This is a genomic window from Propionicimonas sp. T2.31MG-18, assembly GCF_964266745.1.
Lineage (GTDB): Bacteria > Actinomycetota > Actinomycetes > Propionibacteriales > Propionibacteriaceae > Propionicimonas.
This window is the reverse complement of the sequence record NZ_CAXWGX010000029.1, coordinates 164616-189587: the sequence shown is the minus strand read 5'-3', so window position 1 is coordinate 189587 and position 24972 is coordinate 164616. Positions and strand designations below refer to the sequence as shown.

Annotated in this window: 18 protein-coding genes; 15 read left to right on the top strand and 3 right to left on the bottom strand. The window is 68.6% G+C overall.

The genetic code is table 11. The features are described from left to right. Nucleotides 1–21: 21 nt before the first annotated feature. Nucleotides 22–1095 carry an IS630 family transposase gene (locus ACFQQJ_RS16715; RefSeq protein WP_377108301.1) on the top strand — a complete coding sequence of 358 codons (1074 nt, stop codon included), beginning with the start codon at nt 22–24 and terminating at the stop codon, nt 1093–1095. Nucleotides 1096–1321: 226 nt separating this feature from the next. Beyond that, entirely contained in the window at nt 1322–2491 is a 1170-nt protein-coding gene (locus ACFQQJ_RS16710) for a tetratricopeptide repeat protein (protein ID WP_377108299.1), read from the top strand. A gap of 102 nt (nt 2492–2593) precedes the next feature. On the opposite strand, the gene ACFQQJ_RS16705 is transcribed toward ACFQQJ_RS16710, so the two are convergent. Next, nucleotides 2594–5176 (bottom strand): P-loop ATPase, Sll1717 family, encoded by a 2583-nt coding sequence (locus tag ACFQQJ_RS16705; protein ID WP_377108297.1) that lies wholly within the window; start codon nt 5174–5176, stop codon nt 2594–2596. A gap of 320 nt (nt 5177–5496) precedes the next feature. On the opposite strand from ACFQQJ_RS16705, the gene ACFQQJ_RS16700 reads away from it, so the two are divergent. From ACFQQJ_RS16700 to ACFQQJ_RS16640, 13 genes are all read left to right on the top strand, one after another. Beyond that, a complete protein-coding gene (locus ACFQQJ_RS16700) occupies nt 5497–5694 on the top strand; it encodes a hypothetical protein (protein ID WP_377108295.1) in 198 nt (65 codons plus the stop codon). Continuing rightward, nucleotides 5691–6473, top strand: coding sequence for a hypothetical protein (locus ACFQQJ_RS16695; RefSeq protein ID WP_377108294.1), 783 nt, complete (start codon nt 5691–5693; stop codon nt 6471–6473). The genes ACFQQJ_RS16700 and ACFQQJ_RS16695 overlap by 4 nt, the downstream gene beginning before the upstream one ends. Then, nucleotides 6470–6793, top strand: coding sequence for a hypothetical protein (locus ACFQQJ_RS16690; RefSeq protein ID WP_377108293.1), 324 nt, complete (start codon nt 6470–6472; stop codon nt 6791–6793). The genes ACFQQJ_RS16695 and ACFQQJ_RS16690 overlap by 4 nt, the downstream gene beginning before the upstream one ends. Before the next feature lie 7 nt (nt 6794–6800). Continuing rightward, a complete protein-coding gene (locus ACFQQJ_RS16685; RefSeq protein ID WP_377108292.1) occupies nt 6801–7634 on the top strand; it encodes a hypothetical protein in 834 nt (277 codons plus the stop codon). Continuing rightward, nucleotides 7634–9052, top strand: a complete 1419-nt coding sequence (locus ACFQQJ_RS16680) for a hypothetical protein (RefSeq protein WP_377108291.1) — start codon at nt 7634–7636, stop codon at nt 9050–9052. The genes ACFQQJ_RS16685 and ACFQQJ_RS16680 overlap by 1 nt, the downstream gene beginning before the upstream one ends. A 19-nt stretch (nt 9053–9071) precedes the next feature. Continuing rightward, nucleotides 9072–10580 carry an SCO6880 family protein gene (locus ACFQQJ_RS16675; protein ID WP_377108290.1) on the top strand — a complete coding sequence of 503 codons (1509 nt, stop codon included), beginning with the start codon at nt 9072–9074 and terminating at the stop codon, nt 10578–10580. Continuing rightward, on the top strand, nt 10577–12100 hold the full coding sequence (locus tag ACFQQJ_RS16670; protein WP_377108288.1) for an ATP-binding protein: 1524 nt from the start codon (nt 10577–10579) through the stop codon (nt 12098–12100). Before ACFQQJ_RS16675 ends, ACFQQJ_RS16670 begins: the two co-directional genes overlap by 4 nt. Continuing rightward, on the top strand, nt 12097–13194 hold the full coding sequence (locus ACFQQJ_RS16665) for a lytic transglycosylase domain-containing protein (protein WP_377108286.1): 1098 nt from the start codon (nt 12097–12099) through the stop codon (nt 13192–13194). Before ACFQQJ_RS16670 ends, ACFQQJ_RS16665 begins: the two co-directional genes overlap by 4 nt. Continuing rightward, on the top strand, nt 13191–13682 hold the full coding sequence (locus ACFQQJ_RS16660) for a hypothetical protein (protein ID WP_377108284.1): 492 nt from the start codon (nt 13191–13193) through the stop codon (nt 13680–13682). The genes ACFQQJ_RS16665 and ACFQQJ_RS16660 overlap by 4 nt, the downstream gene beginning before the upstream one ends. 176 nt (nt 13683–13858) lie before the next feature. Next, nucleotides 13859–14962 carry a DUF4192 domain-containing protein gene (locus tag ACFQQJ_RS16655; RefSeq protein WP_377108283.1) on the top strand — a complete coding sequence of 368 codons (1104 nt, stop codon included), beginning with the start codon at nt 13859–13861 and terminating at the stop codon, nt 14960–14962. A gap of 2 nt (nt 14963–14964) precedes the next feature. Beyond that, on the top strand, nt 14965–16404 hold the full coding sequence (locus ACFQQJ_RS16650; protein ID WP_377108281.1) for a type IV secretory system conjugative DNA transfer family protein: 1440 nt from the start codon (nt 14965–14967) through the stop codon (nt 16402–16404). Then, a complete protein-coding gene (locus ACFQQJ_RS16645; RefSeq protein ID WP_377108279.1) occupies nt 16401–17036 on the top strand; it encodes a hypothetical protein in 636 nt (211 codons plus the stop codon). Before ACFQQJ_RS16650 ends, ACFQQJ_RS16645 begins: the two co-directional genes overlap by 4 nt. A 119-nt stretch (nt 17037–17155) precedes the next feature. Beyond that, nucleotides 17156–18565 carry a TIR domain-containing protein gene (locus ACFQQJ_RS16640; RefSeq protein WP_377108277.1) on the top strand — a complete coding sequence of 470 codons (1410 nt, stop codon included), beginning with the start codon at nt 17156–17158 and terminating at the stop codon, nt 18563–18565. 108 nt (nt 18566–18673) lie between these two features. On the opposite strand, the gene ACFQQJ_RS16635 is transcribed toward ACFQQJ_RS16640, so the two are convergent. Then, the gene (locus ACFQQJ_RS16635; protein WP_377108276.1) at nt 18674–19327 is read right to left on the bottom strand and encodes a prepilin peptidase; all 654 of its coding nucleotides are present in this window, start codon (nt 19325–19327) and stop codon (nt 18674–18676) included. Nucleotides 19328–19376: 49 nt separating this feature from the next. Beyond that, nucleotides 19377–24854, bottom strand: a complete 5478-nt coding sequence (gene mobF / locus ACFQQJ_RS16630) for a MobF family relaxase (protein WP_377108274.1) — start codon at nt 24852–24854, stop codon at nt 19377–19379. Nucleotides 24855–24972 lie beyond the last annotated feature (118 nt).

The following is a 24972-nucleotide window of genomic DNA, read 5'->3' as shown; positions in this document are numbered from 1 at the left end:
TGGGTGTTGGGATGATGGGGCATGGCGAATCGTCCTGCTCCGGCGCTGGTCTTGCGTGAGGGTGATCGGGAGGAACTGGCGCGGATCACGCGATCGTCGAGTGTGCGTGCGGGTTTGGCGCAACGGGCGCGGATCGTGCTGGCCGCGGCGGACGGGGAGGCCAACGAGCGGATCGCCGACCGCGTCGGGGTGTCGAAGGTGACCGTGCTGCAGTGGCGGAGCCGGTACGCCGAGCACGGCTTGGAAGGCTTGGGTGACCAGGCGCGTAGCGGCCGGCCGCGGACGATCGATCACCGCCGGATCGTCGCCACGACGTTGAGGCCCCCGCCGAGGAAGTACGGAGTGACGCACTGGTCGAGCCGGCTGCTCGGACAGCATCTGGGGATCGGGAACAAGACGGTGGCGACCGCGTGGCGGGAGTACGGGGTGCAGCCGTGGCGGTCGGAGACGTTCAAGTTCTCCACCGACCCCGAACTGGTGGCGAAGGTCACCGACGTCGTCGGGTTGTATCTGGCGCCGCCGGAGGACGCGATCGTGCTGTGTGTCGATGAGAAGTCGCAGATCCAGGCGTTGGATCGGACCCAGAAGATGCTGCCGATGCAGCCCGGACGACCGGAGCGGCGTACCCACGACTACCGCCGGCACGGCACCACCACGTTGTTCGCCGCACTGGAGATCGCCACCGGCAAGGTCACCGGAGCCTGCAAGCCCCGGCACCGGCACCAGGAGTTCCTGGCATTCCTCAAGCAGGTCGCCCGGGCCTACCCCGACGGCGAACTGCACCTGGTGATGGACAACTACGCCGCCCACAAACGCGTCGAGGTTCGGGACTGGCTGGCAGCGAACCCGCGCATCCAGGTGCACTTCACCCCCACCTCCGGGTCGTGGCTCAACCTGGTCGAGGTGTGGTTCGGGATCATCGAACGCCAAGCCATCCACCGCGGCACCTTCGGCTCGGTCAAAGACCTCAACGCCAAGATCCGCGCCTTCGTCACCGGCTGGAACGACCGCTGCCACCCATTCGTGTGGACCAAAACCGCCGCCGACGTCCTTAAGAAAGCCAACCGTCAGCAGACTTCAAACACGGGCCACTAGCGTCCATCCGACAACCCTCGAAACCGCCCGCGTCACCCACGCCGACGAAGACCTGTGGCACAGCCGACTCCTCCTCAGCGGTGCGACTGACGTCGAACACCTCGACGTCCTCACCCGCCTCGTCACCGATCAGAAAGGACGCACCGGCACCGCCGTACTCATCCTCACCGCCGACCAGCCGGCCACCGGCCTGGAGATCAAGCTCACCGACAACGGACGCGTCCAGGTGCCGCTCCTCGGCCTGGACCTGGTCGCCAACGGCCTCACCGAGGACGAAGCCCGCGGCTGCATCGCCCTCATCGACGCCGGACGCAACCTCGACGACATCGAGATGCCCGTGGTCGACGACCCCGACGGCGAGGAGTGGGAGCAGTTCTGCAACCAGGCCGGCGCCATCCGCCCCGACAAGACCGTCCCCCGCGACAGCGAGGACCCTGAGGCGACCTCCGTGCTGCCCGAACCCGACCGGGTCTATGTGACCGAGACCGCGAACACCGCCGAGGACCTGGCTGCAATCGCCCCGAAGGTGCCCGTCGTGGTCGCCGAGCAGATCGAGGCCGCCGACCCCACTCTGGACGCCGACCTGGCCGATTGGTGGGCTGACTCGTGCGTCCGGCCGCGCCTGCGCGTGCTGGGCCCGATCAAGGTCCGCATCGGCGTCGGCGGCAACGCGCAGGCGGCGACCAACCGGAGACCGGCCTGCAACAACGCCGTCACCTACCTGTCCACGCGACTCCGCGGCGCCACCACCCAGGAAGTAGCCGACGCCCTGACCATCACCGACGACCGCGTCCGCCAGGACATGTCCATCGTCCGGGCCTGGCTCGGCGACAACCCGCGCACCGGCAGGAAGTTCCTCCCCGGTGCCACCGAACACCCGCTCGCCGTCGAACGCGGCGTCGGGCTCTACCTCATCGAAGACCTGCTGTGCGACGCCGACCTGTTCAAACGCCTCCGCCTGAGAGGCGAAGCCCGCGGACCCGAAGGCGTCAACGACCTACGCACCGCGCTTCGGCTGGTCAACGGTGCCCCGTACGACGGACTCCGCACCCGCGGCACCGTCTGGCTCGCCGCCAACGCGGTCGATCACGACCTGCTGTGCAGCATCATCGACACCGCCCATATCGTCTCCACCATCGCCATCCAGACCGGCGACCTCCAAGGCGCCCGCGCAGCCGCCGAGTTGGCCGTCCTCATCGCCCCAACCGATGCCAACCTGCAGATGGACCTCGCCAAGATCGCGGAAAGGACCGGTGACGAGGCCAAGGCAGCCGCCATCGCCAGAAACGTCCTCGGCTGGCGCGATGCCGCCGGCGACCAGGTCGACCTGTCACACCGCAACGACGCGATCCTGGCCACGCACCGCTGGCTCCAACGTGCCCTCCATGCCGGCTGACTGCGCCCCCTGCATGGGTGACCCCTCCGTCCCGGGGGCCCCTCAAACGGAAGGATGGTCCGCTTCAAACCGTCGGCCAAGGCAGGTGGATGTGGGGCTTGTCTAAAGGCGATCCAAGACTTCAGCAGCTAGGGGGGTGAACGGCCGCCAATCATCGAACTTCGCGCGGTGAGCGTCTTCGCCCAGAACGAGGACGCTCACCAGCCTGTCTCGCACGGAAGCCCAAAGCTGCCTCGGGAGCACCTGATGTTCTCGCAGACACTCTGCGATTGACAGGTTTTGGTACGGAAGCATCTGAGGTAGGACCGTCTCTGGGTCGCGGGAGTAGGCGCCGAGGACGCCTTGGAGGCGCCTTACGAGATCGGGGAAGATCGCCCAGAATTCCGACGTTGCTTGACCCACAGATTCAGATGGTGGGGCATCGCGCTGGCCGCGCGCGAGAGCCAGCACTCTGCTGGCGGCGACGACTGGAACGGCCCGGCCGAAAGGTGTGTTCGAAGCGGAGCCACCTTCATGAGTTCGCCACGACCTGTAGGCCACCCGCTCGAGTTCCGGGTCCCTGCCCAAGAACTTGACCCAGGCAATTGCGGCCTGAGTAACGCCTCTGGCTCGGATCGCGTCAAGATCCTTCATGAGTGGACCTTCCCGGATCAGGTCGAGGGCCACGAGGCGGCCCAGATGAGGTGGCTGCATCTTGAAGCGTGCCTCCCGGACCAACTCTGCGACGTCCAGAGCGCGCTCGAGCCCGAGTGTCAATGCGGTATCGAGAGCATCACAGGCGGTGGCTGCGTCGGTCTGAGCAAACCGAACGAAGATGCTGAGCGCATCGTCGAACTCCATTGCGGCCAGGTGATCGTGCGCGATCTTCAACTGCTGTCTCTGCTCTTCTGTGGTCACCTGCTTCGACCCGACGGTGCCTGCCTTGGGGGAGATCGGCGCGGGCGGTGCGGTCGCTGGCGCCTCGAACTCGACATCGAGTGACCTTGCGAGGTCGGCGGCGAAGTCCGTCTCACCGAGGTACTCGGAGGCGGTCCGCACGCCGAGGAAGTTGTCCCGCTCCGTATGACGAGCCCGTTTGCGTGCTTGCGTTGACTGATCCGTCGACACCGGGGCGGTGCCACTGGGGAGGCTCTCCTGCGGGTTGTTGGAGCCCTGCGAGGCCTCGTCGTTCCGTGGCCACGGTCGGGTCGAGTGCACGACTGCTTCGTCCTGGTCATCCGTCCCGATCGTCAACTCGCTGCCGTGGACAGCAACGAAGAGAGCGGGTCGGTAGAGGGGTGGGACGATGAAATCCCCCTCGATAAGGCGGAGCAGGCCAGCGTTTCGAAGGGTCTCCACGGCAGTGTCGAGATCTGAGCCCGCCAAACCGAACCGACCGCTGAGGTCGTCGCGCGTGAATCGTACGGTCCGACCTCTGAGTTTCTCGGCCCACGCGCGAGCAGCGGGGCTTTCTGCAAACACGGTGTCCTCAAGCCTAGCGGTCGACACCTGCTCGTATCCGGCGTGCAGGGAACTCTCGGGGAGCAACCCCCGTTCGCGAGAGAAATGCGCTCCGCGACGAGCCAGATCCATTGCATGATAGCGCGACGCTCGCAATAGCGTGAGTAGGTTGCGCGGGTTCAATGCACGTGTAGAATCGGGGGTGACGAGCAGCAACCAAACAAGCGAATCAGTCTTTCCCATGTGGCGAGGCAGGACACCTCGACAAATCTGACGGACGTCTAGACTCGGATGGATGGAGCCCCCAGTCCACGTGTCCAGAACTTCAGCAGCCAAGATTCTCAGCTTAAGCAAATTCAGCACGCTGTCAGAGTCCCAGGTGAGCCTCAGGGTTCGAATGTGTGAGAGATTAGCAAATCCTGCATCCTGAGTCACGCGTTGCATTACATCGTATCGGAGAAATAGCTTCGTCGAAAGAGAGCGACTGTAGCTAGCCAGGTCTAGATGGGCCCTGAGAAGACCTCGAAGGGCTGCGGCCTCGAGAGTCCGATCCTCAGAGAATGCCTCGTCGAGCCGATCGAAGACTACCCAGCACCGGCGGTGCCGCTCCTCGTAGAACTCGGCGAGAAGTTCAACGAGATCCTCAACCCCTTCGATATCCCTCGTCGCCGACGCGCTCTGCTTCTGCTCCAAGCGGGCAGATCCCGTGAACTGCGGTTGACCTGTGGCGTCCAGACTTACGGTAGCCTCGATTGTTGGGCGAAAGGAATCCAAGACCTTCCTAAATAAGCCTCGGTTTGCAGCGCCCGGGTCGAGAAGACCGGCCGACTCCAGGATTTCTCGAATGCCGCGAACCGCGTCGCTGTGTCCAGCGTAGTTGAGAACCACGTGATTTCCGATGAGACAAGCAATGTAGGTCAGGAAGAAATCGCGCTGAGTCCTGTCATCCGCGGGTATGTTGGCCCCGGCCATTCGCTTGAATAGTAACGTGCCGCGCAAATTGAAAGCCGGGATAATGTCCGTGCTTGCCAGTTCGGGAATCTCCGCCTCCGGATCGCACACGAAGCGTGCAATCGCGCTTTTTCCCGACCCCTTCGGCCCCAATACTAGATCCACCTCGTCGTTGACCACGGCGTAATAGGAGGACGTTCGAAGAAACACCCGATCAAGATCGTCCTCGAGTTCAGCAACATCACCCCCGAAGGTGAGTCGCGTCAGGAGTTCTACCGTGACTTGAGCATCCATTGACCGTTCCTGAGTTGGTGAACGAGTTGGGTGGATCGTACTGCGACCGACGCGCGGGCGTCCCCTGCTCTTGAGAACACGTCGGGTGCGGTGTCATGGCTGCGCGCGTCGCTCAACTCCGCATCCGATTCGACGTGGAAAGGGGCGGGGCACTGCACTTCCGATGCCTGCGTGCCGGGTGGCAGTCGGGAACGAGCGCTCCGCCTCATGCCCGAAACGATGACTCCGGTTGAAGCCGCAGGGAAAACGGGCAAGGTCCGCTGTCCGGAACCACTGGGTCAGCTGGCTTAAGGGGGTGAACCCGAGAGGACGGTGGAGGCATGAGTGTGGATCGCGACGCTGTCGCCCGCCTGTTCGACCAGATCGACCGTGAGCAGCATGTGGTCGACCGGCACGCCGCGAGTGCCTTGCGGTTGCAGGCGATCCAGGAGGCGAAGCAGGAACTGGCGTCGATGGATGGCGCGACGCCGAGGCGGGCCGTGGCCCGGCGGTACCCCGCGTTGGCGGTCGGCGCATGAACGGCGTCGTCGCGGTAGACGAACTGACTCGGGCTTACCGCGCGGCGACGCTCGGCGAGTTCCGCGGGGGCGGCCGTCGCGCCGGCCGTTCCGCCGAGGTCGACGCCGAGTGGCGTCCGACCGAAGACGAGCGGACCGTGGCCGTGGTCGGCTGCCTGGGCGGCGCTGGCGCTTCGACGGTTGCGCTCGGCCTCGCCTCGGCCACTGACGATGCCCGTGTCGTTGAGTGCTGCACGGTCGCGGCGTCCGGATTGGCGGGTGCCAGCTCGGCTGAACTCGGGTCCACACCAAATGGGTGGGTGCAGGGTTCCCGCGGGTCGGTCTTGCTGGAGCGGCGCGGTGAGCGGATCGAGGGCCCGGGGCACTGCCCGATCCCGAGCCCGACTACCAGATCGCTCACGGTCCTGGACTGTGGCTGGGACGTCGATCTCCTGGTAGGCGAGGTTGGCTGGCTGGGTGCCGTGGTCCGGGAGGCGCCGGCTGTTGTGGCGGTGACCCGCCCCACGCTGCCGGGGATGCGGCGGCTGGATGCTGCGGTCGGTCTGCTCGGCCTGGATCGGGTCTGCGCAGTCGTGGTCGGTGTGGAGAGGCGCTGGCCGCGTCCGGTCGAGCAGGCGCTGGGACCGTCCGGGCGGGCGCTGCGCGCGGAGGGTCGGCTGATTGGTCTGCCTCACTATTCGACCTTGGCGATGGAAGGGCTGACTCCTGAGCCCCTTCCCGCCCCTGTTCTCGCGGGCTGTTCAGCTCTGCTCACCCTGATGGAAGGAAACCTCCGATGACCTCTCTCGCTGTGGCCGCGTCGATTCTGGTGGGCGCAATCGTCCGGCTGATCATCCCGTTGAAGGTGTGCCCGAAGGCGCCGCCTGGGGCCCAGAAGTACGCCGACGACGTGATGGGTTACGTGCTCTGGGGTGTGGGGATCGTGTTCTTCCTCGGCCTGGTGATCGCCATCGCGGCCCTCGTGGCGGGCCGGATCGTGAACATGCCGCACGCCACGAAGATGGGCATCGTCGGCATCGTCATGGTGATCGTCGCCGCGATCGCCTACGTCGTCGCTCCGGGCATCGTCGACGGCATCCTCGGCAACGGCTGCATCTGAGACCGCCATGCTCCGCACCCGCAACCGAACCCCGCGAACAGTGGTCGAGATCGCGCCGTGGAGCCGAACCCGACTCCTCGCACTGCTCGGCGGACTCGTCGTGACCGTCGTCCTCACTCTCGTGGGCGGAGGACTGGCCAGCTGGCACGCCACCATGGGCGCCCGCCCCACTGTCGTCACGACCGAGGAACCGGCAACAGCGCCAGTGGACGCACGTCCGAGTCGGGACGAGATCGCCGCCGCGGCGATGGCGTCGGTCGATCCGCAAGCGGCGTTCCATCCCGACCCCGCGACCGTGACTGGTGGCTCGATCGTGGTGCCGCAGCCGACGGTTCTGGACGGGCCGGCTGGTGTTCCGTCCGGGTTCCCTCACACGTACGAGGGAGCGGTCGGGCAGTGGGCCGCGATCGTCCAGACCGTTCTGGAGTCGATGAGCCTGCCCCGCACCCGCGAGATCAACGCCACGTGGGTCCGTCCGGGCGGGCCGTGGTTCGAGCAGTGGACGCTCACCCGAAACGTCACCTCGTTTCTCACTGCTGCCCGGCAGGGCGGGGACGAGAAGGACCTCACCACCGTGGTCTCGGCCACCCCGGCGGCCGGGCTGGTCAAGGGCGGCGACGGGCCGGACTGGACGGTCGTCTGCGTGCTGCTGGACGTGCAGGCCTGGATCAAGACCGAGTCCCGGATGGGCTACGGGCTCTGCTCCCGGATGGAGTGGACGGACGGCCACTGGCAGGTAGCCACCGGCGCCGAACCGGCACTGGCACCGTCCGCATGGCCTGGTTCGAACGCCGGAGTCGCTGCGGGCTGGCTGACCTGGCGTGAGGACGGGGTGCGCTGATGCCGTGGGATCCGTTCAGCCATTTGGGTTCGGTCGCAGCCCAGATCGTCACCGACGCCTGGACCGCCGCCTGGCTGAGTGTCTGGAACGCCGGGTTGTGGGTGCTGCGGCTGGTGCTGTCGTGGATGGACGCCTGGCTCACCCCGGACCTGTCCGCCGACGGCCCGGCGCACGACCTGTACCAGGTCACCTTCTGGATCGCCGCGGTGATGGTGCTGGTCATGTTCATGGTCCAGCTCGGTATCGCCGCCGGACGCCACGACGGCAAGGGGCTGGCCCGGGCCGGGATCGGGATGGGCCAGTTCCTGGTCGTGACCGGCGGCTGGATCGCCTACACCGTCGCCATCACCACCGCCGCAGGCGGGCTGACCCGGGGGGTGATGGAACAGGTGATGGGTGTCACCTCGTGGAACTCGTGGGAGCCCTGGACGACGTTCGACGTCAAGCAGGTCACCGACGCCGGCTTGGCGACCGTGCTGGGCCTGATGGGGCTGCTGATGTGGATCGCCGCGATCGGACACCTGCTGGTGATCCTGGCCCGGGACGCGGCGCTGATGGTGCTGGTCGCGACCGGCCCGATCACCGCGGCCGGGCTGGTGAACGAGGGCACCCGGGCCTGGTTCTGGAAGGCGTTCCGCTGGTTCCATGTGGCCGCATTCACCCCGCTCCTCGTCGTCATCGTGACCGGGGTCGGCATGAAGTTCGCCACTGGCGCCGCCTCGGGGAAGGCCGGGTCGATGGAATCCTCCATCGGTACGGCATTACCGGCGATCATCCTGATCTGTATCGCGGTGGTGTGCCCGGTCGCCCTGTTCAAGCTGCTCGCCTTCGTCGATCCGGGCACCGCGTCCGGAGCGTCGATGCGGGCCGGGCTAGCCGCGATGGGCGGCGTCCAGGGCCTGTTGCGCGGCAATCCGGCCGCAGGCGCGGACGGCACCGCCACCCAGACCGCAGGCAGCCAGTCCGCCGGCGAGGCGAGCGCGGACGCCGCCACCACCACCCGGGTCACCAGCGCGGTCCAGCAGGGCGCGGGCTTCTTCGGCCCGGTCGGGGCCGGACTGGCCGCGAGCATCGGGGCGATCACCACCGTCGGGACCGTCGGCACCTCGGTGTTCACCGACCTGACCAACCAGGAAGGCGTCGGCCACAACACCTACCAGCCCGACTACCAGGGCGGTCGCGGCGATGGCGCGGCACGCGCCAACCGCGAAGCCAACGCCACCGACGACCAGCCACCGGAGGCCGAACCCACACCCACCGGCGGCGAGCCACCCGTACCCAGTCCTCTCAGCGACCAACCGATCGACGGCGGCCCGGCTGCAGGCGGGACGGACCAGGCGCTCACTTCCCGTACCGGAACTGCCGGTGCTGGTGGGGCGGGTGCGGAGGCGGCCGATGTCGCCGTGGTGGCGCTGTAAGCAAGAGAAGGAGACGATCGTGGCAACGGTGTATGCCGACTACACGCGGGACCGCACCGGCCTGTTCTTCGGCCTGTCCGGCGGCCAACTCATCACCCTCGTCGTTGCCGGTGCGCCCGCCCTGTGGGCCTTCCAGCGGCAGGAGTGGGCGGCGGTCGTCGGGCTCGTCCTGGCCTGGCTGGTCGTGCTCGCGCTGGTCGCGATCCCCATCCGGGGACGCTCGGCGACAGGCTGGCTGGTCGCCTCCGCCGCACACCTTGTCGGGATGACGCTGCGCTGGTCCCGCTGGCGCTCCAAGGCCGCGACCGGACGCGGCGAGGACCTGGCCGAGCCGGACCTGCCCGGGGTGGTGGCCGGGATCAGCGTCCACGACGGGCCGCCGCAGGGTCCGACGAACACCCGGGTCGCGATCATCCAGGACCACCCCAACCGGCTCTGGGCGGCCACCGCCGCCATCACCCACCCCGGCCTGGCGCTGGCCGACAGCACCGAACGCGACGCCCAGGCCCGCGGCCTCACCACCTTGCTCAACGCCTGCGCCCGCACCGAACTCATCTCCGAGGTGCTGTTCCTGGTCCGCTCGGTCCCCGAGGACGGCGCCGAACGCGACCAGTGGCTCACCCGCCACCAACCCGCCACCGCACCCGCCCTCGCCAGAGCCGTCAACGAGCAGTTGGCGGCCACGCTGTCGCAGGCGTCGGTGCGGACGGAGGCGTTCTGCACGATCGTGGTGCCCGAAGACCGGCTGGCCCGGGAAGCCAGGGAGTTCGGCCGAGGCGTGGACGCCCGGGCGCGGGCGATGGCGATGCTGATGGCCGAGGTCGAGGCCCAGCTGCGAACCGGCATGCGGATCGGTACCGTCACCTGGCTCACCTCACCCCAGCTCGCCGTCGCGGTCCGGACCGGGTTCGCGCCCGGTGACCGGGCCGGGATCGTCGACGCGCTCGCCGCCCGCGACACCGGTGCGGACGTGAACGCCGAGGTGCCGTGGTCGCAGGCCGGCCCGTCCGGGGCAGACCTGACGGTGCGGCACTACAGCCATGACGCGTGGCATTCGACCTCGGCGACGTTGAAGCTGCCCGCGAGGGGTGCGGTGTTGGGGGCGTTGGCGCCGGTGCTGGTGCCGACCGAGCCGGGGGAGCGCCGCTCGATGGCGGTCGTGTTCCCGATCCTGGCCCAGTCGGTGGCCGACCGTCAGACCCAGAACGCCGAATGGTCGGCCGACATGGCCGAAACCCTGCGCAGCCGGGCCGGGGTGAAGACCCGCGCCAAGGACCAGACCGTGATCGCCCGCACCCGCGGCCTGGACGCGAAACTCGCCACCGGCAACGCCCTGATCCGGCCGTACGCCGTCGCCTGCGTCACCGTGCCGCGGACATTGCGGATCGCCGAGTTCGGACGCCGCCTCGACGCGTCCATCCGCCGGGCCGGGTTCGCCCCGTTGCGGCTGGACCTAGCCCAGGACGCCGGGTTCGCCGCCGCGAACCTGCCGCTCGGGATCGGGCTGGACCGGAAGGCCGACCAGTGAACCGCCGCCACACCCCACCGGCCGGACGCGGGATCGGCCGGCTGCTCGCCGACTTCGGCCACGACCTGCCCACCGTCACCACACCCGAACCTCCCCTGCGGGAGGCGCGGCTATTCCTGCCGGTGCCGCGCCGCGGCCACCGGCGGCCCGATCGGGGTTGGTCGCCGGCGTCCGCGCCGGTGTCGGTGTGGCGGATGGCGTCGGATCAGGCGCCGGTGTTGTGGCCGTTTGTGACCAGTCCGGGGCTGCCGCCGCGCGGCGCGCAGATGGGGATCGACTTCTTCTCCCGGGCCAGCTTCTACGCCGACCCGAACGGTTGGGTCCTCGACCCCACGGTGCCGGTGTCCAATCCGAACATGTTCACGTTCGGGAAACCCGGCATGGGCAAGAGCGCGACGGCGAAGGCGTTCGTGCTGCGGATGCTCGGCTTCGGCTACAAGGCGCTGATCCTGGGCGACCCCAAGGACGAGTACGAGTCCCTGTGCCGCAGCCTCGGCGTGCAGCCGATCGCGATCGGCCAGGGGCTGGCGGCCCGGATCAACCCGCTCGAGTTCGGACCCCTGGGCCACGGCTGGGACTCCCTCGGTGCGACGGAGGTGCAGCGGCGGTCGGCGATCGTGTTCGCCCGTTGGCTTACGCTGATCCGCGGCCTGGTCGGCTCGGCGAAGATCGGCCAATCCCCGGTGCCGTTCGGCCCGTCGGAGGAGACCGCGGTCGACGCCGCCCTCAAACTCCTCACCGGACAGACGAGCGGCAACACGAGGCTGGTAGAGACCACCATCCCGGCCTTGTGGCACCTGCTCGACGAACCGCCCGAACAGCTGGTCGCCACTTGCCGCTACGCCTCCACCCGTCACTTCCTCGACTCGACCCGGCTCCTGCGGGACGCGCTCGGCCAACTGGTCGGCGGCAGCCTCAAAGGCCTGTTCGACGACCACACCACCATCGCACTCGACTGGGGCGCACCCATCCAGTCCTTGTCGCTGTCCCGGCTGGAAGCCCTCGGCGACGAGGCGGTCGGGATGGCGCTGCTGTGCCTCAACAGCTGGGGGCGGGCGATGCGCGAAACCGCCGCCCCCGGGGACTTGCGGATCGTGGTGCGCGACGAGTCGTGGAAGCAGTTGCGGCTCGGCGTCGACGCGGTGAAGAGCTTCGACGCCGACCTGCGGTTGTCCCGCCGGGACGGGGACATCCAGTTCGCGCTGGCGCACAAGCCGTCCGACCTGGTCAGCGTCGGTGACGCCGGCTCCCAGGCCGCCGCGATCGCCAAGGACATGCTGCACCTGGCCGACACCAAGATCCTCCACGGCCAAGACCAGGCGGTCGCCGAGGAACTCCGCGTCCTGCTCGGCCTGCCCGACATCGCCGTCGACCTCGTCACCGATTGGTGCCGCCAAGCCCCCGGACGCGCGTTGTGGCTTGTCGGAGAACAATTGTTCAAAGTGCTCACGGTGCTGGCGCCCGTGGAGCGGCGGCTGGTCTGGACGAACTCCGCCCTGGAAACGGCCGGTCAGCCATGAGGTGGGGACTCGGCCTGCTGGCGCTGATCCTGATCGTATTCGGCGCGGTCCCGATCGGCATCCTCACCATGGCCACGGTCGTCGTCGCGCCCGCGGTCGCCGAACAGATCCGGCTCGACCCATGCAGCGCCTACGACACCGACACCACCACGGCACTCGCCGCGACCACCGGGCAGTTCAGCCTGCCGAAGTGGGGGACGCCCCGCTACCAGTCGCTGACCAGCCCCGCCCAGACCATCCCCACCCGAATCAAGGCGCTCTACGTGGCTGCCGGGAACCGGTACCGGGTGCCGTGGGAGCTGCTGGCCGGGATCGGGATGGCAGAGACCCGCCACGGCCGCAACAACCACACCAGCACGGCGGGGGCGCAGGGGTTGATGCAGTTCATGCCCGGTACCTTCGCCGCCTACGGAGTGGACGGGGACGGCGACGGACGCCGCGACATCCACTCCGATGCAGACTCGATCTACTCCGCGGCGAACTACCTGGTCCGCTCCGGTGTCCGTACCGGGCAGGTCGGGGTGATCCGGGCCCTATGGGCGTACAACCGCAGCATCTCCTACCGCAACGACGTCCTGTTCTATGCCTGGAGCTACGCCGGCAAAGCCGGGGCCGTGATCGAGGCGGGCGATCCGTCCGAGTGCTTCGGGCTCGGCGGCGACCTCCCCGGCTACGACGACACCTGCCCACCCTCAGGCTCGGCCGCCGAACACGGCCTGCGCACCACCGCGCTGCACGGACTGCGCTGCATCAAGCAGGCGTTCCCGGCGATCACGTCCATCGGCGGACGCCGGACGGCATCGTCGCCGACGTGCCGCTTCTCCGACCACTGCGCCGGTCTCGCCGTCGACCTCATGATCCCCAAGTGGTCCAGCCGCGCCGGCAACGCGTACGGCTGGCGGGTCGCCCACTGGGTCCAGGCCCACGCCACGGCGCTGCGGGTGAAGTTCATCATCTGGGACGTCCGCAAATGGAACCCGTCGGCCAACAACGCCTGGCGGCCCTACCGGCACCCGTACGGCAACTCCAACCCCACCCTCGCGCACAAGAACCACGTCCACGTCAGCTTCTACGCCGGAGGAGACCCGCGATGACCATGCTTCAGGCCGACCGCCGCCGCGACCCCTACCCGTTCACCTGGGAGATCCCCGTCGGCATCCTCACCGGCTGGCTGCTGCTCGCCAGCCTCGGCGTCCACGCCGCACGCGCCATCGCCAACGCGACCGCCGGCGCCGGCTGGACCTGGCCCGAAGGCAAGAACCTGGTCACCAGCCTGCCCCGCGTCCTCGCCGGCGACCCCGCCGCCGGCCTCACCCTCCACCACCCCGCCGCCGGGACCGCCGCCCTGTACGGCTGGATGATCACCGTCCAGGGCCTGCTGCTGGCCGTCACCATCGCCGCCACCGTGTGGGGGCTACGCCGGGGGGGGCCCAGCCGGATGCACGGCATGGCCAGCGCCGCGGAGGCCGAACAGATCCTCGGGATCAGCCGGCTGCGTCGGGTCGCCCCGATCATCCGGCCCGACCTCACCGGATCCGCCACGAACGAAGGACGCCACGATGGCTACCACCCCACCCCCTGACCAGCGCCCGAACCCCGCCGATCGGACGGTGCCGTCGTCTGCGCCGGAGGAGGAGGTGTGGGAGACCGTCCGGCCGATCCGCCCCAACTCCCGGTTTCAAGCGATTCGGCTGGCGGCTGTCCCGCCGCTGGCCCGGCATTTGAACCCCACCCCAACCCCGTGAAGGAGACCCTGCGATGAGCGAACACGACATCCCCCGCCTGCAGATGCACCACCCCGGCGAGGTCGCCGAACTGATCCCCTACCTGGTCGGGTTCACCCCTGAGGAGTCCCTGGTCGTGATCGTCACCCGGAACAACCGGGTCGAAGTCACCGCCCGGGCCGACCTCGACGACATCCGCGCCCCCGGGGCAGCGGAGGACCTGCTCGACCGGGTCTGGGACCGGTTCCCCGACGCCGACGCGTTCCTGGTCGCCTACACCGAAGACCATCCCGCCGGCTGGGACATGCTGCACCGGGCCGACGCCCACCTGTCCGGCCACGCCGACCGGCAAACCATGCTCGTCGACCACGACACCTGGGAACTCGCCGACGGCGAAACCGGCACCATCAACCCCACGGGAGAGGTCGCCACCCAGGCCGCCAACTACGGGCTCACCCTGCGGCCCAACCGGCGAGACCTCCAGGCCGCGTTCGCCAGCGCGCCCGACAGCGACCAGCTCGCCACCCGCATCGGCGCCGTTCTCGACACCCTCCCCAGACCCCGCGACACCGACGCCATCCTTGCCCGCACCGCCGACCTGATCGGCCGCAACCTGCCCGACCAGCCGGCCGACGTCACCCATCCCGCCCAGGCCCGCGTCCCGCTCGACGACGCGATCGCGCTGGCCGTCCTCACCCAGAACCCGTCCGCGCAGAGCCTCGCCGTGCTGTCGATCACCCGCGAGAACGCGCCCGAGCACCTCGCCCTGTGGCGCGACGTCGTCAACCAGGTGCCCGCCTACGGCGCCGAAGCACCGCTCTACCTGGCCGGCATGGCCGCCTGGGTCAGCGGGGACGGGGCCAGCGCCGTCGTCGCGCTCGACCGGTCCGTCGACCTCAACCTCGACGGACGTCCCACCGGCCAGGTGCAGCTGCTCAGCCAGCTCATCGACCAGGTCGTCCCACCCTCGGCGTGGGAGTACATCCGCGACGACGTCCTCGCCGACGCCGACCCCCGCGTCCGCACCGCCCTCCACACCCCGACCGAACCCGAAGTGTGGGAAACCATCACACCCAAACCCATCCGGAACCCCGACTCGCTGGACGTCCCGCCGCCCGCGCCCGGAATCGCCATCTGACCATGCCCACCACGACACGGCGCTTCGACCCGGCCCAGGTCGGCTGGCGGATCGGGACAGCGCACGAGCCCCGCGGCGGCGAGCTGTGGTGCCCGTGGGACCGGACCGCCGGCGTCATCGGCCCCCAGGGCTCGGGCAAAACCCTCGACCTGCTCACCCCCGCCCTGCTCGCCGCACCCGGCGCGGCGCTCGTCACGCTCACCAAAGCCGACGACCTGCTCTTGTCCTACACCGCCCGCCGCACCGGGGAGCGGCCCGCCGTGGTGCTCGACCCGTTCGCCCAGGCCGACGGACTCGACGAACTCGTCTGGGACCCGATCGCCGGCTGCATCGACCCGCTGGTGGCCGAGCGCCGCGCTAAGGCGTTCACCGCCGGCACGATCAAGGCCGGCGCCAGCAGCGGCTCCGGGGACGCCGCCGCCCGGTTCTATGCCGCCCAGTCGGCGAAGGTGCTGCAGTGCTACTTCCACGCCGCCGCGCTCGCCGGCCACAGCCTCGACCGGCTCCTGGAATGGGTCGCCCGACCGCAGGCCACCCACGAACCCGAAGAGATCCTGCTCAACCACCCCGGCTCCGCCCACTTCTGGCACGGGCTGCTGCGCGGAGCGCTCACCGGAGACGACCGCACCACCGGCAACACCATCACCACCGTCCAGCAAGCGATGAGCCTGTTCTTCCAACCCGAGATCCGTGCCCGCTGCGTCCCCGGACCCGGACGTCCCGCCACCGACATCGCCGCCATCATCCAGGCCCGGGGCACGTTCTATCTGCTCGGACGCGAAGACCCCTACGCCTCCGCCTCACCGCTCATGACCGCCCTCACCGAACACGTCCTCGACACCGCGCTCCAGTTGGCGAACGCCAGCCCGTGGGGACGGCTGTGCCCGCCCATGCTCGCCTGCCTGGACGAACTGCCGTCCACCGCACCACTACCGACGCTGCGGACCCGGATGGCGAACGAGCGGGCGCTGGGGATCTCGTTCATCTACGCCGCCCAGACCTGGCGGCAACTCGCCTCGATCTTCGGCGACACCGATGCCCGCGCCCTGTTCGGCCTGACCAACGTGCTGATCATGTTCGGCGGCAGCAAGGACGTCGGGTTCAACAAGGAAGTCTCCGACCTCGTCGGCACCACCCGCGTCACCCGCACCACCTGGCAACTCGGCCAGACCGGCGGACGCACCGCTCACGGCGACGACATGCTCATCCTGCGCCCCGAAGAAGTCCGGCAACTCCCCGAGAAGCACGCCCTCGTCGTCGCCGAGAACAGCAAACCCATCATCGCCCGACTCACCCGCTGCATCGAAGGCAAGACAGGCCAACAACTCCTCGTCCAGCAGGCCGAGAAACGACAGGAGCTTCAGATCGGACGCGATCAGGCGGTCTCCAGCGAAGCCCGCGCTGTGGCGGCACTCGCCGAGCGACGGGACGGCCGGAGATGAGCGAGCCGCTCATCCTGCCGTTCCCGCCCCCGGACGGGGCCGAACTCAAGAAGGCCTACAGGAACCTGTACCTGTCCGCGAACGGCACCGAAGCGGACAAGAAGCGGATCGGCAACCCGGCGAACCTGCCCCGACCCTGGGACCCCGCCAGCTGCACCAACCCGGCGCTGCGCCGCGAACTATGGGCGTGGCTGGACGAGTTCGTGACCTGGTTCAACCACGAGTACGTCTGGGACCACAACGCCGGCATGATCCCCGCCTGCTGGCCCCAACACCCCCACCTCGTCCACGAAATCGCCGTCCTCGCCGACCAGCGCCGCCGAGCCGGCCTCGACCCCACCAGCAGCGCTCTCGAAGAATGGCACCGCTTCGGCATCCCCGGCTTCCTCCAACGCCTCACGACCCGCACCAAGAACAGCTGCGACGAACACCACGCGGCGTGGCCAGCCGAGGCCCGCAGCTCACGAGGCTCGAACCATCCGGCGACCGACTTTAGGTCCCAGCTCTTCTCTGGGGATGTCGCGACCCTAAGGCCGGACGATCCGGTGCCGAAAGCGAGGCCGCCCGCCGTTCATCTCGTCCGACGGTCTAGCGGCGAACTGATGGACCCCGTCACGGGAGAGGTGCTCTAGCACCATTTGCACTGGCAAGCTGCGGCGGGCTTGGGTCTACCGGTCCGAGGGCTTGGGAACAGACCGATACCATTCGATGGTGCGGGTGTGTCACTCCCGCCCGGCATGCTGGAGGACCCATGAAGATCTTCATCAGCTACAACCACTGCGATCAGAATTGGGCAGAGTGGATCTCTTGGGAGCTGGAGCGGTCGCGCCATCAAGTAACCATCCAGGCGTGGGACTTCGAACCAGGCGCGAACTTCGTTTTGGAGATGCATTCTGCGAGCGCCGAGGCTGACAGAACCATCCTGGTCCTCTCGGAGGACTACTTGGCCAGTGGTTTCACGGCGGCCGAATGGGCAGCAGTTTTCGCCACTGATCCAACTGGTAAGCGACGTCATCTTCTACCGGTAAGAGTCCGGCCCTGCCGCCCGGGCGGTCTTCTCGCCTCAATCGTTTACCTAGACTTGGTCGGATTACCGAGCACGAAGGCACGCGATGTGCTTATCGCGGCGGTTGAGGGTGGCCGAATGAAGCCGCTGCTGCCTCCGCCATACCCCGAGAAGGCAGATGTAGCGGTTTCTGCAGAAGATGAACAACCGTCGGAGGCGAGCGAGCAAGATTGGTATTTCTCCGCGCTTGAGCCGCGTTCGCCCACACTCCAGCAGCTTCTCAGCCCTGCGCCGACTCCGGAGGGCATCGTCGCGACGTGGAGGGCTCACGAAACCGGATCACTGGGCATGGATCTCGGCGTCGATCGTCAAGGCGGGACTGTCTTCGTGGACTTCGCGAAGCACGGGCCTTGCGGATATGTGGTGGGAACCTCTGGAACCGGCACCTCGGAACTTCTCCGCTACGCCTGCGTGTCCCTAGCCTCCCACTATTCGCCTAAGCGTGTAAGGCTGCATTTCCTAGACCGGAAGGGCGGTGGAGTCTGGAGGAGTGTCGAGAATCTTCCTCATGTCGCAAATGTATTCACGGATTGGGATGAGGGCGACCTTGCTTCGCACTTCGCCCGAGAAATGTCCGGACTGGTAGAGGGCAAGCTCGGTCGCCTTCGGGCTGCCGGAGTCAGTGATCTGGGAGACTACAACAAGCTACAGCTCGCTCATCGATTGCCGCTTGACGTTCTGTTTGTCGATGAGTTTTGGGGCGATGAGCCGTTGTCGGCGCTGCTGTTGCAGGTGCAACGTCAGGGCCGTGCAGCAGGAGTAGCGATAATAGCTGCAGCGTCTACCCTAGATTACCTGCCGAGAAACTGGACACTCATGGCGAGGTTTGGTGTATTCATGGGCACCTACGGGGTGGAGCGTCTTCAGGGACTCCCAGCATTCGCCTCGCTGGACTTCGAACTTGGCGACGATCGAACTCGCCGGAGACCGACAACAGGACGAGCGCTGCTCGGGACTACCGGCGCGGTGTTACCCTTTCAGTGTGGATGGACGGGTGAATGGTCGGCCCGTGACGATGACAGCCTCTACCTGAGGTCCGACCCGCTCGATCAGGTCACAACGCTGCTGCGCCAGGCTGCGGCGATCCTCGGCTAGTTTGGGGCATGGCTGTCCAGCGTCTGGAAGGCGTGTGAGTAGCCAGCCCTGACATCCCGGGCACGGGCTTGTGCCGCGTTCGGCCTGACCGTGGCCTGTCTGGTCGGTTCATCCCGGAATAGCGGCGCACGCTATCGCTGCAGCCCAAGCCCCGAAGAGGAGCCACGGGCCACAGGGGATCGGCCCGAGCCCGCGCGTTGCCTTCGCCCAGACGAGCGCGGCAACAGAGCCAGCGAGAAGACTGAGCCAGACCGCTCCAGCCCCGAACGGCCCCACAGCGAGGCTGATCGTGGTGGCGAGCTTCACGTCCCCGAAGCCGATACCGCCCTTGGTGGCGAGGTGGACAGCCGCGAAGACTCCACCTGTCGCCACGGAGGCGACTGTAGGCAGCATGAGGGTCATCCAGTCTTGCGTAGCCACAGTGAGGCCGACTACGGCGAGCAGGGTTGCCGCCGCGGTAGGCGCCAGTACACGGTTGGGGAGGCGTAGAACGTCGAAGTCGACCGCCGCCAGCCACGGGCCGGTTGCCGCGAGTGGAATGAGCGGTAGGTAGGCGAGCGTGTCGTGGCTCATGACTGCCGCAGTCGCCAGGCCGCCGAGCGCGAGGGCGCTGGTCCAGACGACCCACCAGCGCGGGCCTGGGGCGGGACGGTCTGCCTCTTCGGCGGTGCGGTATCCGAGAGTGGCGAGGTTGCAGCGCAGCCAGAGACCCAGCGGCACGCCGGTCGCCGTCGCGAGCACGATCATCAGGATGGGCTGCACAGCACGTCTCCTCGGGGGTGTCCTCCATCTTCGCCCGGGATCTGGATCGTCACCATGAGATTCCGTGCTGATCCGGCGGGTCGAACGTGGGCAGCGGTTCGGACTGGTTGTGGTGTGTCGGTGTGTCGACGCGCTCGAAGACCTCGACCGCGACACGCCCGCCCTTGATGGCAGTTAGGCGGTCCTTGGTCTGCGTGATCTGGTCGGTGGCGGCCTGGGTGGCCTTGCGGGGGTCGGCGTTACGGGCCTTGACCATGGACGTGAGGGCCGAGCGCAGGAGCGCTGGTGGGAGTCCGGTTCGTTCGGCGACGTGTTCGGTGCCGGCGATCCACCGGTCGGCTGGTTGGGCGGCGAGGACGCGGACGGCGTCGAGGGCGGCCTCGGCGCCGTCGAGGTGGTCGAGGCGTTCGTCGATCAATGAGTCCGCCAGCAGCCTGGCGTGGGTGATCGCGTCCGCCAGCCCGTCCGCGTTTCCTGCTGCGAGGAGGTCGGCGGGGTCGGAGCCGTCGGGCAGGACGGCGTGGGTGGGGTCGAGGTTGTAGAGAGTGAGGAGCCAGTAGTCGCGTTCGGCGGCGACTTGGCCGGCGAGGTCGGCGTCGGTGGCCACGACCGGGGCGCGTCCGTGCTCGTGGAGCTGGGCGACCTGGGCTTCGGTGAGGCTGGTGCCGAGCGGAGCCACCCCGACGTGCTGGCCGTCTCCGGTCAGGGTGACCGCGATGGCGTCCAGCGGGCCTTCGACCAGGACGGGCGTGGCATCGTCCTCGAGTTCTCCGGCGATGTAGAGCTGGTCGCCCTTCACGAACAGGGGCGTGGCGGCGGTGTTGAGGTACTTCGGGCCGTGTCCGTCGTCATCACCGAATTGGGGGTTGCGGCGGGCGACGAAGCCGAGGACCTGGCTGTCGTGGACGACGGGGACGACGAGCCGGTCGCGGAAGCGATCGATGAGCCGTCCGGTGGAGGCGGTGGTGGCGACGCCGGCGGTGAGCATCTCTTCGTCGGTGACGCCGATCCGGCGCAGGTGAGTGATCAGGCCGGTCCAGCTGTCGGGGGCGTAGCCGAGCCGCAGGGGTTCGAGCGCGGCCGGGTCGGCGTGCAGTCGCTGGTCGAGGTAGGGGGTGGCCCAGCTGTTCGGGAGGCAGGCCTGGTAGTAGGCGGTGGTCAGTTCGTTGATGCGGGCGAGCCGGTCGATGGGGACGGGGCTGGCGGTGATCTGGTCGCGGCGTTCCAGCTGGTGGCGGATCTGCGCTTCGGTGGGTTCGGGGGCGCCCATGCCGGCGCGGATCAGTCCCTCGATGTGCAGGATCTGGTCGTCGTCCAGGTCGGCGAACTCGGCATCGTCCGGCTCGCGGACGGCGTCCGTGCGGGTGTTCGTCGGTGCGGTGGTCTGGGTCGGTGTCCAGTCGTGGGTGAGGTCGTCGGGTGGTTCGTCGGAGGGGTCGTAGCGGTCCTCGTCGGCGAGATCGTGGACGTCGGTGAGCAGCGAGAGCCGCCACACCCAGGCCCGGCACGGGTCGGTGCGGCCGTCGTCCGCGCTGAGTCCGCGGGTCTCGTCGAGCAGCTGGCTGAGCGGCCAGCCGCGCTGCAGTCCGTGCTCGACGGTGGTGACCAGGGCGGGCCACCAGGGGCTGTTCTGCAGCACGTGGGCGGTGTCGCCGAGGCGCTCGTTGAACTCAGGTAGCCATTGGGTGGCGAGGTGGTGGTCGGTGTCGACGGCTTCGGCGACCGCCGGGGTGAGGTGTCCGGACAGGCGCCACCACAGGGCGGCTGCGGCGTGGTCGTCGGGCAGCGGCCCTTGCGCCCCGGCAGTCCGTAGCAGTCTGGGCACGGTGATCCCGGCCGAGGACAGCTGGGACAGCCGTGCGGCCAGGGTCGGGGCGAAGTCGTCGTTCAGGACGAGCGGCGAGACCTGCTGCAACAGGGGCCGCCACTCGTCCATGGCTGCGGTAGCGGTGGACGCGAGCCGCCGGTCGAGGTGGGCCTGCCATCGGGGCTCGGCCAGCCCGCCGCCGCGATTACCGGTGGGACGGGTGTCGCCGGGTTCGACCTGGTGCGCGGCCCGCCACACCTCGATGTCCGCGACCAGTTCGGGCGCGGCGCGTCCCGTTCCGGCGAGCCACGCCGGCCGGGTTTCGGCCGCCATCGCGTCCTCGCGAACCCGTCCTGCGAGATCGCGGACGAGCTGCTGGCGGGCGCTCAGGTAGTCACCCCAGACTGGGTCCCGGGTCAATGCGGCGGGGATGCGGGGTAGCCACGACAGGGGCCCGCCGCGGTAGTGGTGTCCGGTGTCGGCGATACGTCCGGCGAGTGTCGAGCAGGGGTCCTGGGTGTCGGTGAGCGGGATGATCCGGGCTCGGGCGAGTGCCTGGATCGGGTCGCGGTCGTCGGCCTGGACGGTCAGCAGCTGCGCCCGCAGAGCCGGCCAAGTGGGGCTCTCGGTCAGCCCTGGGGCCACCTCGTCCACGGCCCGTTCGAGCGCGAGGACGCCGAGTTCTCCGACCAACTGCGAGGTGGCGAAGGTGACGGCGTCGGTGTAGCAGGCGGTCGCGGCGCCGAGTTGCCGGGCGGGGTTGGCTGCGTCGCGCAGGGCGGTGGTGGCCGAGACGGGGGATTCGTCGCGGGCGATGATGCGTTCGAGGATGTCGGTCGGGGTGAGCGGGTTGATCGTCTCGGGATGGATCAGGGTGTGAGGGTCGCCGTCGCCGACGACGACCAGGTAGGCGTGGTTGGCTTCGCGTCCGCGGGTGAGCATTGTGTAGGTCTGCTGGCGGGATTCGTTGCCGGCGAGCATGCCGTGCATGGTGTCGGCGGTGACGCCTTGGGCGGTGTGGGTGGTGGTCGCGTAGCCGAGTTCGACGGACTCGGCGACGTAGTTGGCGGGCAGCTGGACGTGGCGTCCGGACTGGGTGTGACGGGCATGGACGCCGCGCTGCGGGTCGACGTCGAGGATGGTCCAGCGGTCGCCGTTCTTGACCCAGTCGGTCGGGCTGACTCGGAGTTTGCGGTTGTTGGTGCGGGTGATGATCGTGTCGCCGACGGAGGCTTGGTTGCCGTCGGCGAGTTCGATCTCCTGCCCCGGTTCGGTGCCGGCGAGGCGTTGGGTTCGGGCCCGCTGGTTGAGGTCGGCGACGAGTTCGCGGGTGGGGGCGAGCATGATCGAGTCGAGTCCACCGGCCCGGTCGGCGGTCCAGGAGGCGAACAGGTCGTCGGCCATCGTGGTGGCGTCGCCGACGTGGATGCGGCGATGGTCAAGGTAGAAACCGAGCGCCGACGTGTGCCCTTCGCGCAGCGCCAGACTGGCTGATCCTTCAGCCCGGTCAGTGAACCGAACCAGTTCGGTGAGCCGCAGCGCGCCGTGGGTGGACTGGATGTCGCGGAGCACTCCGCCGGCTCCGATCGCAGCCAGTTGCTGGTCGTCGCCGATCAGCCGGACGCTGCCGCCGCGTTCTAGGACGTGGCGGATGACGGTGTCGAGGGAGAGGGTGTCGGCCATGCCGGCTTCGTCGATGATGACCAGGGTTCGGGGCCCGATCTGGTCGGCCCAGTCGGGGGTTTCGCCGTTGCGCAGCGACCAGACGAGCTTGGCCAGGGTGTCGCTGTAGCCGTCCATGTTCTCGCCCAGAGCGGCAGCTGCGGCGGCGGACGGTGCGAGCCCGATCGCGGTTCCGCCGGCCTGCGTCCAGGCCCGGGACAGGGCGTTCATCGCGGTGGTCTTGCCCGATCCGGCCGGGGCGATCGCGAGCTGCACACGGGCGCCGGACGTCGCCATTTCGCGGACCATGAGCACCTGCCCGGGGTTCAATTCGGCGCCGTTGGCGTGGCATTCGAGGAGCGCCTTGTCGAGTGCCGGGGCAGGCACGACCCAGCCGTCGCGGCCTGCGGCGGCGGCGACGAGGCGGGCTTCCGCGGCCAGGATCGCGTTCGACGTGTACAGCTGGGACCCGGCGACGGTGTACACGCTGGCGCCGTCGCGGCGGCGCAGCGGGGCGGGTTCGTCGGGTTCTCCGGGGACGGGCCGGGTGAGCGCGACGCAGGAGGTGAGGGCCTGGTCGAGGAGCAGGTTAACGACGGTTTCTACGTGCTTGGAGGGGACTTCTACGGCCCGGACGCTGCGCAGCGCTTCGGCGCGTAGATGCCAGGTCTGCCAGGTGGAACGGTCCCGCTGGACGATCGCAACCACGCGGCGGGCTTCGTGTTCCAGCCACGCCTGGTTGGGGATGTGACGCTCACCCGGGACGGGGTGCAGGGCGGTGTGGATCATGCTCCGGATGCCGTTCTCGCCGCCGAAAACCTCCATCGCCTGCCGCCACCAGGTGGTCCGCTGCTCGGCCAGGGATCGGGGTTCGTGCTTGGCTTCGCGGGTCTCCAAGGTGGCCTGCTGGGCCAGCGCGATCGCCTCCACCGGTGTCGGCGGACGTCCATGATCGGCCTGGAACACCGCGGCCAGGACGCGGCGGCGGGCCTCGATCGACTGCCGGCGGGTCGACCAGCGCTGGGTGAGTGCTGTGTCCATTCCGACGATCTCCCGGATCGGACGCTTCCGCGGATCGGTGTCCTCGCGGGCCTCGAACCGCACCCCGATCGCCTCGGCCAGGTGCCGTTCCAGGGCGGTGTTGTAGGTCTCCGACGCGGCCACGACCGCCTTGTGCAGCACCCGGGAATCGATCGACAACCAGCGCCCGTCGGCCAGGGTTTGGACCTTGTTCGCGACCGCGACGTGGGTGTGCAGATCAGGGTCGCCGGCTCGGCTGTCGCGGTGGGTGAACGCGGTCCCGATCAGGCCGCGGACGTCGACCTGCCGCACCCCGTCGGTGCCGGTCCGGGTGAACAGGGCGTGCTGCTCGATGAACTCCAGAGCGTCCGCGACGGCCTGCTGGTGACACCGCTCGATCTTCGCCGCCAGACCGGGTTCGGCCAGCGCCCACAGCGTCGACACCGACTTCACCGGGGAGAAGGTCAAGTCGAAGCCGGCGACCGCGGTGGTCTGCTGACGGGACAGCCGAGCCACGTGACCGGCGAGTTCACGCTCGTTGAGCGGGTCGCGTCCGAACTCGGTACGGAACATCTCCAGGGCGACCCGGGAGCGGATGCGAGCCCGGTCCTCGATCGCGGTGGCCGCCTTCTGCGGGAGCCCACGCGCCTTGTTCAACGCCTCCAGGCGGCGGGCGACCTCGACCCGGAACGGGCTGATGTCGCCGGCATAGACCCGGTACGGCTCACCCAGCCGGGTGATCTCCACATAGTCCTTCTCGGTCAGCCCCGGCCCGGCCAGATCACGCTGCCGCTGCTCGGCGAGCGGGTGGTGGCCCGATCCGAACAGGGCCAGCATCTGCTCGGCGGTGACCAGATCGCCAACGGCCAGACCGTCGATACCGGCCATCCCGGAGCCGACCCATCGTCCGGGAACCTCGCCCTTCTCGGTGTAGTAGGACGCGAGCCCGGTGTGCCCCTTCTCGGTCGAATCCATGGCCGCGACCTGGCGGGTCAGGTAGTCGTACCCCGTCCCGGCCGTGATCCGGTGCAAGCTCATGGTCACGTCCCCTTAAGCCTCCGAAACCTGCTGTTCCGGACACCCGCTGGGAGGGTTTCTCCGCTATGCTTCGCACGCAGTCGGGCAATGTGGCTCTGACTAGGGGCGATAGTGCATG